This window comes from Poseidonibacter sp. (genome assembly GCF_041821165.1).
Taxonomy (GTDB): domain Bacteria; phylum Campylobacterota; class Campylobacteria; order Campylobacterales; family Arcobacteraceae; genus Poseidonibacter.
In genome coordinates this window covers 1-9799 of sequence record NZ_JBGUES010000079.1, presented here as the reverse complement: position 1 = coordinate 9799, position 9799 = coordinate 1, and the positions used below count along the sequence as shown (strand labels likewise).

The following is a 9799-nucleotide window of genomic DNA, read 5'->3' as shown; positions in this document are numbered from 1 at the left end:
AAAAATTGAGCAGAAGTAACAATTTTTTCACCTTCAGTTAAACCTGATAGAATTTCTGCATACTCATCATTAAGTTTACCGATTTTTACATTTACAGATTTAAAACTACCATCACCTAATGCAAGAACTACTCTATTTGAATTACCTGTTCTTATAACAGCCTCTTTTGGTACAGTAAGTCTTTCTTTATCATTTTGTCCATGAATAGTGACTTGTGCAAACATACCTGGTTTTAAAAGTTCATCTTCATTTGCAAATTTTAATCTAACTTTTAATGTTCTTGTTTTAGTATCAAGTGTAGGATAAATATAATCAACAATACCTTTGTATTCATGTCCTGGTAAATAATCAAGTTTCATATCCACAGGACTTCCAATTTTTACTTCTGCTGATTGACGTTCAAATACTTCTGCATTTACCCAAATTTGTTTTAATGTCCCAATAGACATAATCGTAACTCCAGGTTTTACAAAGAAACCTTCTCTAATTTGAAGATTATCTACTACACCTGTTTTACTAGAATAAAAAGTAATAGTTTGTTTAATTTTTCTTGTTCTTTCAATCTCTTCTATTGCAGAAATAGGTACTTGTAAAGATTTTAATCTATTTCTTGCTGCTTTTATTAATCTATCATTCTTTTGTTCTATTGCTTGGAGAAACTCTCCTTGTGCATTTACCATTTCAGGAGAATAAATATCATATAAAGGTTCTCCTTTTTTTACAGGATTACCAGAAGCTTTTATATAAAGTTTTTCTATCCATCCACTAATTCTTGGATGGATATGTACTAAATAATCTTCATCATAATTTACATAACCTACAGTATTAATTTGAGAATGGAGGGCTTGTCTTTTTACTATATCAGTTCTTACACCTAAATTATTTACAACTGTTGGTGAAATTTTTACAGTTCCTTTGCCTTCATCTGGGCCACCCCCTTCATTACCATAAAATGGAATTAAATCCATTCCCATAGGAGATTTTCCAGGTTTATCTCTTTTATAATTTGCATCCATTGGTGCTACCCAATAAAGAGGTTTTTTTTCAATATTTTTATTTTCACTTGGAGAATTTTGATTTATAGGTTTTTCCAAGGAATTTAATCCAATATAAGTGATTCCTCCACCTAAAAGAATACCCGCTACGAATAAACTAAATTTCATTGTTTTTTCCTTTATCTATTTACTATATTTTCTGCATTATCTGTAAAAAGATAATTATATTTAACAATATTTTTTTGAATGTCAACATTTATATTCAATATATCAATTTGTGCATTTAATTGTGATATTCTTGACCTTACAACTTCTGGAAAATCTCCATCATCATTTGTATATGCAGTTAATGAAGCCTCAGATTGTTCATTCATTTGTGGTAACAATTTTGTTAAATATAAAGATTGTCTTTCTTTTAATCTTATTAAATCTGCTTTTGTAGTTTCATATAAACTAAAAAGTTTTTTATATTGCAAAATCTTTTCAGTTTCAACTGACTTTGTTTTAAGCATTGCTACTTTAAGCTCTTTATCCTGCTTATTTTTAACAAATATGGGAAGATCAAAAGTAAGTCCAACAGAAAATAAATCAGCTCTATTTCTTCCCATTAAATCATCTTCTCTTTTTGCATAACTTGTATTTACTGAAAATTGTGGTTTATAATTTTCTCTTGCTAATTTAATACTTTTAGAAGTTGCTTTAATTTTCTGTTCAATATTTTTTATAGAAGGATGATTCTCAAACGTAGTTAATATTTTTTCCGAATCTTCTTTAAGATTGAAGTAGTTTGGATTAATCATTTCAATATTAGGGAGACTTCTAGGTAATAGTAAATTTGAACTTTCCAAAATATTTTCACTATTAATCTTATCCTCTGTAAAATCAGATAACCACTCTGATAAACTTAATAGTGCTGTATCTTTTTTTTGTTTTAATAAGGTAAGTCTGTCTTCTAATTTTGTTAATTCTAGTTGTGCTCTTATAATATCTTGTTGTCTTGTTTTTCCAAATGCTGAAGAATAACTTGACTCAGCTATATCTGCTAATTGTTCAAATAAAGAACGGTTTTTTTCAATTAAAGCAATACTTTCTTGAGCTTTATATGCTTCTAACCAAAGTTGAGCAATCTGTACAATTAGTTTGCCCTTTCTATCTTCTCTTTGATATGGATATTGGCTAGCTTGTAATTTAAGTTGTTCTTGTCTTATTTCTAAGCTATCTCCTCTTGGAAACATTTGAGAAATACCTACTTTTAATTGAGTCATAGCTTCTTGATTTAAATCAAATGTATCAGTTGGTATATTAGCTGCACCAATTGTTACTTTAGGATCAGCATAAGTACCAGCAGCAATACTACTTTCTTCTATAGCTTCTTGTGAATATTCATTACCTTTTAACCATGAATCATTGAGTACTGCTATTTTAATAACATTTTGAAGTGCTAATTCATTTACATCTTTTTTTACTATATCATCAAGTTCGAGTGAAAAACTTGATGATATTATTAGAGAAGATAGGAATAATGATTTATAAATCATTTTATATTTACACTGCCATTTACTTTATTTATTACCCCATCACTCGTTTTAAAAATTAGTTCATATGCCCATTCTCCAGCCATACTAAAGTTAATATCTATATTCCCATTTTCTTTTACTTGCTCCGTAAATTCCATTCCTGGCATTGAAGGCATTGAAAGGTTCATACTGATATCAGCATTTTTTATTTCCTTCTTATTTTGCATTAATTTAATAAACATATGGTTTTTACCATCAGTTAAAGGTTTTTCAGAACTTAGAGTTATTGAATATCCATTTATCATCATATTGTGATGATATAAATTCATTTCAGTATCTTGCATCTGCTTTGTAGTCATACCATCCATATTCATATGGTTTGTCATTTTACCTTCATGCATATGGTCTCCCGTATGATCTTCACTTGCATATAATCCACTACTTACAAATAAACTTAATCCTAATCCCAATAATACTTTTTGTACGGCTTTCATTCTTTATCCTTTGATTTTTTATACAAAATTATATTAATCTAATAAGGAATGAATGTGGAAGGTTAGGAAAAATTAATTAATGAGAAGGAAGTTTATTAAAGGAGAAAAGCAAGAGATGATTAAATCATCTTTCACTAAATTTTTTTAAATTTTAATCTTAGAGAATTTAGTACAACAGTTACAGATGAAAAGCTCATCGCAATTCCTGCGTACATAGGAGTTAGCATTACTCCGAAAATAGGATAGAAGATTCCAGCTGCTAAGGGAATGCCTCCTATATTATAAATAAAAGCCCAAAATAAATTTTGTTTTATTACTTTCATTGATTCAATAGATAAATTTATACTTTTGGATACTGCTTTTAAATCATTATTTATTAAGATAATATCTCCAGCATCTTTTGTAATATCAGAACCAGAATTTAAAGCAATTCCAATATCTGCTTGTTTAATAGATGGTGAATCATTTATTCCATCACCCACAAACATCACTTTTGCTTCTTTTTGAAGTTCTATAATCACTTTATATTTTTCATCAGGTAAAACTTGAGCATAAACTCTATCTATATTTAGCTCTTTTGCAACACTATTTGCTGTGATTTCATTATCACCTGTTAATAATATAGGAGTAATATTTTTAGCTTTTAAATCAGTGATTAACTCTTTTGCTCCATCTTTAATACTATCTTCTAAAGCAAAAACAGCAACACACTCTTTTTCAATAGATGCTAAAATAACACCTGCTCCATTATTTAATGAAGTATTATAAAAATCTAAATACTTACTATCTAAGTTAATACCATTTTTTTCTAAAAAAGATAAAGAACCAATTAGTATTTCTTTATTTTCATATATTGCACTAATTCCAAGGCCTGGAATGATTTGTATATTTTCAAACTCTTTCTTTAAAGATATATTCTTTGATTGTGCAAAAACCACTACTGCTTTTGAGATAGGATGTTCACTTTTTGTTTCAAGTGATGCTAAAATATCTAAATATTTTTCTTCATAAACTGCATCTTTAACTGAAATGATTCCTTTTGTAAGAGTTCCTGTTTTATCAAATACTGCATATTTTATATCTTTTATAATTTCAAGGATTTCAGGATTTTTTATTAATATTCCCTCTTGTGCACCTTTTCCAACTGAGCTTACAATTGCAATAGGAGTTGCAAGACCTAAAGCACAAGGACATGAGATAACTAAAACAGAGATAGATGCTAAAATAGCATTTAAAGCATTTCCTACTATAAAATACCAAGCAAAAAAAGTAAGAATTGAAATGATAATAACCGTTGGAACAAAAATATTTGCGACATTATCAGCAAATCTACTTATTGGAAGTTTTTTACTTTGTGCGGTACTTAAAAGTGCAATTATTTTTGATAAGGTTGTATCATTTGATTGCTTTAATACTACAACTTCTATAACTCCCGTTGTATTTAAAGTTCCAGCGATTACTTCATCACCGATAGTTTTATATACAGGCATTGATTCACCTGTAATCATAGAAGTATCAATATCAGCACTTCCTTTACTTATAACGGCATCAGTAGATATTTTCTCACCTGTTTTTATTAAAACTTTATCACCAACTTTTAGTTCACTAGCCAGAACCGTTTTAAAACTACCATCTTCACAAATTAATGTTGCATTTAATGGAGCTAAATCCATAAGTTTTTTCAAAAAGTCAGTAGCTTTTGCTTTTGAACGTTCTTCAAGTAAACGTCCCAAAAGAATAAAACTAATAATAACAGCAGCACCATCAAAATATAAAAATCTTAATTCTTCTGGAAAAAGTGATGGAAAAAAGACTACAAAAACAGAATAAAAATATGCAGCACTTGTACCTAAAGCAACTAATACATTCATATCATAATTGCTATTACTAACTGCCTTATAAGCTAAAGTATAAAATCTTTCTCCTGCATAAAACTGCACGATTGTTGCTAGAATAAACATAATATATTGATTGTTTTGGCTATTTTCAATTGGAAAGAATGCAAAATAGAACATAACTATAGTTAAGGCCATACTTATAGAAAAAATATTTCTCAATTTATTATAATCTATAAGTTTAGCTTTTTCTAAAGCTTTTAAATCTTCTTCAACTCCATAACCTAGTTTTTTTATTTTAGCTATTAAAACTTCTTTATTTAAAAGTTTATTATCAATAAAAAATTCACCTTCATTTGAAGCAAAACTTACTTTTGATGATTCTAAACCATCTAGCTTATTTACAGATTTTTCAATTCCATTAGAACAATTTACACAAGTCATACCTGAAATATTTAGTTTTATTGTTTCTTTTGCCATTAGCACTCCTTGTGTGACTTATATATTAGTTTTCTATTATTTCAAAACCTAATTCATTCATCTCTTTTTTAAAAGATACTTCTTGTTCATCATTTAAAATTTCAACACTAACTTCTTTAGGAGTAGAATTTAAATTTACTTCAATAGTTCCAAAATCATCTTCTAAAGAACCTTTTATTAAATTTGCACAACTTATACAAGATATATTATTAGCTTTAAATGTTTTTTTCATAACGTTATTTCTCTTTCATGTTTTTTTTCATTTCTTCGTCAGTTTTACCATCCATATTCATATGGTTTGTCATTTTACCTTCATGCATATGATTGCCCATATGATCAGTTGTTTCTGCTACCGTCGATGTTTCAGTTTTATGTTCATGATCATTAGCTCCAGTTGCATATAATGAACCTCCTGCTAATAAACTTAATCCTAATAGTATTTTAGATAACTTTTTCATTGTTTTTTATTTTATTTATAATTATATTTGTTTAGTATGGAGTGAATGTGGAATTCTTACTAAAACCAAAATCTTACACCTGCAACGGCATATACTTCATCTAAAGATGACATATCGTTTGTATTTCCTAGATTTTTACTCCACTCAACTCCTATATATGGAGCGAATTCTCTTTTAATTTCATATCTTAATCTAGTTCCAAGAGTAATATTTGAGAATCCACTTCCTATTCCCATTTCTTCATTGTTTTTCGTATATGCACTTAATGCAATACTTGGACTTAATATAAGTTTTTGTGTCAATAATACATCATATTCAGCTTCAGCTCTTAATCCAATATTTCCATCTTCTCCAAATAAAAGAGTAGCTCTACTTTCAAAAAAGTATGGAGCTAAGCCTTGTAATCCAACTAGACCCCAAGTTTGATGAGATTCATCACTTTTATCATAAGCGATACCTGCTTGAACGTCCCAAAAAGGTGAGATTGCTCTTGAATAAACTAATTGATTTTCACTTTGAGCAGATTCATCTTTGGGTTTTTCTCCCTCAGAGTAGATATATACTTTATTTATATCATATCCTGCATAACCATAGACATTCCAAGCAGTTGCTTTTTCATCACTAAGTTGATATTCAAGTTGATCAACTACTAATGAAGTTCTGAAAATATCTCCTCCACCTTCCATTGAAAAACCAGCTGTTGTAAATAAACTTACTAATCCTGTTGCTAATAATATTTTTTTCATCATATCCTCCTTAAGACACTATTACTTTTCTAAACATATCTGTCATATGATAAAGTAAATGACAATGGTAAGCCCAAGAACCTTTTGCATCAACATTTACTCTAAAACTAATCTTTGAACCAGGTTGTGAAATAATTGTATGTTTTTTAGGAAGATAGTTATCATCTCCTGTTTCTAAATCACTCCACATACCATGTAAATGCATAGGATGATTCATCATAGTGTCATTAATATATGTGATTCTTAATCTTTCACCATATTTAAATTCTAATGGTTTTGCATCTTTATATGCTATACCATTTATAGACCACATATATCTTTCCATATTTCCTGTAAGTTTTAAAATTATCTCTCTATCAGGGTATCTATCATCAGTTGTTGGTCTTAATGATTTTAAATCTGCATACGTTAGAACTTTTCTGCCATTATTTCTAAGACCTACACCTGGATCATCAAGTCTATATTGTGGATCCATTGCTACGGCATCTGTTTGAACTCCTGAGTCTTCTTCAAGTTTAGTAATTGGAATTACTTTATTTTGATTATTCATAGCTTTCATATCATGACCCATCATAGAGTGATCCATAGTAGTTTCTGGTTTTTTCATACTAGACATATCCATTCCACCGCCACATTTCATAGCACTTTGATTGCCCATAGGTTTTGCTTCTTCTGAGTTCATAGCTTTCATATCATTTCCTGAATGATTCATTCCTGCCATTCCACCCATATTCATACCCATATTCATACCCATATCTGCATGTGTTAAAATTGGGAAAGCATCCATTTGAGGAGTTTGTGCAATTACTTTTTCATCAAAAGTTAAAGCCCCAAGTGCATAACCACTTCTATCTATACTTTGAGCAAAAATTGCATAAGATTTATTTTCTTCTGGTTCTACTATTACATCATAAGTTTCTGCAACTCCAATTCTAAACTCATCTATACTTACAGCTTGAACATTATTACCATCGGCTGCAACTACTGTCATTTTAAGACCAGGAATTCGTACATCAAAGAATGTCATCGCAGCACTATTTATAAATCTTAATCTAATTTTTTCTCCATTTTTAAATAATGCTTTAAAAATCGTAGCTGGATTCTCTCCATTCATTAAATACGTATATGTATATCCTGATACATCTGAGATATCTCTATCTGTCATTTTCATTTCATTCCACATTTTTCTTTCACTAAATGCTTCAAAGAAACCTTTTTCTTTTACTTCATCAAAAAAATCACCAACAGTTCGTTGTTTAAAATTATAATAAGAAGCAGAAAGTTTTATTTTTCTATAAATTGAAGATGGTTTTTCATCAGACCAATCAGATAAAGAAATCACATATTCCCTATCATATTCATAAGGATCTTTTACTTTTGGGTCAATTACAATTGCGCCATAAACACCTTCTTGTTCTTGAAAGCCTGAGTGAGAATGGTACCAATAAGTCCCACTTTGAACTATTGGAAAAGTATAGGTAAATGTTTCTCCAGGTTTAATACCATCAAAACTAATCCCAGGAACTCCATCCATCTCAGGAGGTAAAATTATTCCATGCCAGTGGATTGAAGTATCTTCACTAAGGTTGTTAGTTACATTAATTGTAACAATATCACCTTCTGTCCATCGTAAAGTAGGACCGCTTATCATTCCATTTACGCTTATAGCAACGCTTGGATTACCTGTAATATTTACAGAAGTTTTTTCAACACTTAAATCAAATACTTTTCCATTTAATTCATTAGTTTTTTTTCTTATTGATATTTTATTATTTGCACTTAGAGTTATTGGAGCACTTACAAGTAAGCTTGTTGCAATCACACCTTTTACAAAAGTTCTTCTATTTATAGTTTGCATAAGAATTCCTTCTTTTTTGTTTTATAAGGAATGATACTTAGTTAATAAGGAGCTAATGTGGAGAGAATTTAAATATAAATAAAAAAACCTTCAAGCAAAAACTTGAAGGTTTAGGAAAAGAGGTGATATTATTTAATAATCATCCCCCATATAAGTCATCTCTTTCTGGATTAAGAATTTTTTGATGTTTTTCAAATGTTGTCAATTCATTTGATGCATTATCTTTTTTCAAATCTTGATGCATTGATTTATGCATTACTGCACATTTTTCTTTATCCATACCCATCATTGTGTTATTTTCACTTGCAAACAAACTTCCTGCAAATAAACCTGCTACTAAAACTGTAATTGTTAACCTTTTCATTTTCTATCCTTTGATTTTTTATATGTGGAATTATATTAATCTAGTAAGGAATGAATGTGGAAGCATAAAATTATTTTTAATCTGAAAATATATATGAAAAACATATTTCTTAGTTTTCGTACAATTTTAAAATTTTAAATATGGGAAAATTGCTGGATGTCAGAAAATAGATGTTTATAAGTTGTGATCTGTCAAACCTAAATAGGACACAGAAAATGATGGATAAATTGTTCTAAAAATGAGTTATAAAAATATTTATCTACAAGTTCCACAACCTGTAGTTTTAAGTATAAAACTTTGGGAAAACAATTACATTTTAAAATTTCTTACAAAAATGATTTTGAAGTAAAATATGATAAAATAATCAAAATAATTTAAATAGGAATTTATATATGAGTCAAGAGCAAGGATCTAGTGAAATAAAATCAACTTTCGACTATTTTATCAATGAAGATACTCATCTTACTAAGGGAGAGATAGATTGGGAACAAAAGAAAACTACTTGGATAAAAAGACTTCAACAACTACATAGTCATATACAAGAAATGTTAGAAGAATATGTTGAAAAGGTCTTATTGATATTTCATTTGAGGAAAAAACGATAAGAGAAGAATACATTGGGTTATACAAGGTAAATATTATGAAGCTATTTTTTAAAGGTAATACTATTCTTATTGAACCTATTGGTACATTATTAATTGGATGTCAAGGAAGAGTTGATGTTATAAGTAAAGAAAGCGGAAATATTGAAAGAATAGTGCTAGTTGATGAAAAAGACCAAGGTTCTTTTTTGAAAGTTACAATTATTGAAAATGATAAACCTCAAAAAGAAGTAAAAAAAGAAGATAAGAAAAATATAGTTTGGAAAATTACTTCTCGACCACCAAAAATTAAATATAGTGATTTAAACCAAGATAATTTTTTAGAGTTATTACTTAAGGTTATCAATGGCTAAAATTGTTTTGTCTAATGATAATTTAGATTTAGATGAGATTGAAGAATATTATGAAGATAGTCGTAAATCTATTGAATATATGTTTCAAGAAAATAAT

The 9799-nt window shown here is 28.7% G+C and carries 11 protein-coding genes; 2 read left to right on the top strand and 9 right to left on the bottom strand.

Translation table 11 applies throughout. The features are described 5' to 3' along the window. The 9 genes from ACERKK_RS07590 to ACERKK_RS07550 form a co-directional block, all read right to left on the bottom strand. The coding region (locus tag ACERKK_RS07590) for an efflux RND transporter periplasmic adaptor subunit (RefSeq protein ID WP_373772478.1) at positions 1-1163 on the bottom strand (1163 nt) is incomplete at its 3' end. An 11-nt stretch (positions 1164-1174) separates the two neighbouring features. Further along, positions 1175-2533, bottom strand: a complete 1359-nt coding sequence (locus ACERKK_RS07585; protein WP_373772477.1) for a TolC family protein — start codon at positions 2531-2533, stop codon at positions 1175-1177. Continuing rightward, entirely contained in the window at positions 2530-3006 is a 477-nt protein-coding gene (locus ACERKK_RS07580; protein ID WP_373772476.1) for a FixH family protein, read from the bottom strand. The genes ACERKK_RS07585 and ACERKK_RS07580 overlap by 4 nt, the downstream gene beginning before the upstream one ends. Before the next feature lie 134 nt (positions 3007-3140). Beyond that, entirely contained in the window at positions 3141-5321 is a 2181-nt protein-coding gene (locus ACERKK_RS07575) for a heavy metal translocating P-type ATPase (RefSeq protein ID WP_373772475.1), read from the bottom strand. Between the two features lie 25 nt (positions 5322-5346). Continuing rightward, positions 5347-5553, bottom strand: coding sequence for a heavy metal transport/detoxification protein (locus tag ACERKK_RS07570; RefSeq protein WP_373772474.1), 207 nt, complete (start codon positions 5551-5553; stop codon positions 5347-5349). Positions 5554-5557: 4 nt separating this feature from the next. Further along, positions 5558-5779, bottom strand: a complete 222-nt coding sequence (locus tag ACERKK_RS07565) for a hypothetical protein (protein ID WP_373772473.1) — start codon at positions 5777-5779, stop codon at positions 5558-5560. A gap of 59 nt (positions 5780-5838) precedes the next feature. Beyond that, on the bottom strand, positions 5839-6525 hold the full coding sequence (locus tag ACERKK_RS07560) for a copper resistance protein B (RefSeq protein WP_373772472.1): 687 nt from the start codon (positions 6523-6525) through the stop codon (positions 5839-5841). A gap of 10 nt (positions 6526-6535) precedes the next feature. Further along, positions 6536-8383 carry a copper resistance system multicopper oxidase gene (locus ACERKK_RS07555; RefSeq protein ID WP_373772471.1) on the bottom strand — a complete coding sequence of 616 codons (1848 nt, stop codon included), beginning with the start codon at positions 8381-8383 and terminating at the stop codon, positions 6536-6538. 139 nt (positions 8384-8522) lie between these two features. Next, the gene (locus tag ACERKK_RS07550; protein WP_373772470.1) at positions 8523-8747 is read right to left on the bottom strand and encodes a hypothetical protein; all 225 of its coding nucleotides are present in this window, start codon (positions 8745-8747) and stop codon (positions 8523-8525) included. Between the two features lie 392 nt (positions 8748-9139). Here ACERKK_RS07550 and ACERKK_RS07545 point away from each other — a divergent pair, with 392 nt between their 5' ends. Together ACERKK_RS07545 and ACERKK_RS07540 are read left to right on the top strand one after the other, a co-directional pair. Next, positions 9140-9352 (top strand): hypothetical protein, encoded by a 213-nt coding sequence (locus ACERKK_RS07545; RefSeq protein WP_373772469.1) that lies wholly within the window; start codon positions 9140-9142, stop codon positions 9350-9352. A 35-nt stretch (positions 9353-9387) separates the two neighbouring features. Then, positions 9388-9702, top strand: coding sequence for a hypothetical protein (locus ACERKK_RS07540; protein WP_373772468.1), 315 nt, complete (start codon positions 9388-9390; stop codon positions 9700-9702). Positions 9703-9799: the final 97 nt, after the last annotated feature.

Excerpts from the sequence above, each read along its gene's own strand:
- ACERKK_RS07560 (WP_373772472.1), bottom strand. The coding sequence starts at position 6,525 with ATGAAAAAAATATTATTAGCAACAGGATTAGTAAGTTTATTTACAACA.
- ACERKK_RS07545 (WP_373772469.1), top strand. The coding sequence starts at position 9,140 with ATGAGTCAAGAGCAAGGATCTAGTGAAATAAAATCAACTTTCGACTAT.
- ACERKK_RS07555 (WP_373772471.1), bottom strand. The coding sequence starts at position 8,383 with ATGCAAACTATAAATAGAAGAACTTTTGTAAAAGGTGTGATTGCAACA.
- ACERKK_RS07575 (WP_373772475.1), bottom strand. The coding sequence starts at position 5,321 with ATGGCAAAAGAAACAATAAAACTAAATATTTCAGGTATGACTTGTGTA.
- ACERKK_RS07550 (WP_373772470.1), bottom strand. The coding sequence starts at position 8,747 with ATGAAAAGGTTAACAATTACAGTTTTAGTAGCAGGTTTATTTGCAGGA.
- ACERKK_RS07580 (WP_373772476.1), bottom strand. The coding sequence starts at position 3,006 with ATGAAAGCCGTACAAAAAGTATTATTGGGATTAGGATTAAGTTTATTT.
- ACERKK_RS07540 (WP_373772468.1), top strand. The coding sequence starts at position 9,388 with ATGAAGCTATTTTTTAAAGGTAATACTATTCTTATTGAACCTATTGGT.
- ACERKK_RS07565 (WP_373772473.1), bottom strand. The coding sequence starts at position 5,779 with ATGAAAAAGTTATCTAAAATACTATTAGGATTAAGTTTATTAGCAGGA.
- ACERKK_RS07585 (WP_373772477.1), bottom strand. The coding sequence starts at position 2,533 with ATGATTTATAAATCATTATTCCTATCTTCTCTAATAATATCATCAAGT.
- ACERKK_RS07570 (WP_373772474.1), bottom strand. The coding sequence starts at position 5,553 with ATGAAAAAAACATTTAAAGCTAATAATATATCTTGTATAAGTTGTGCA.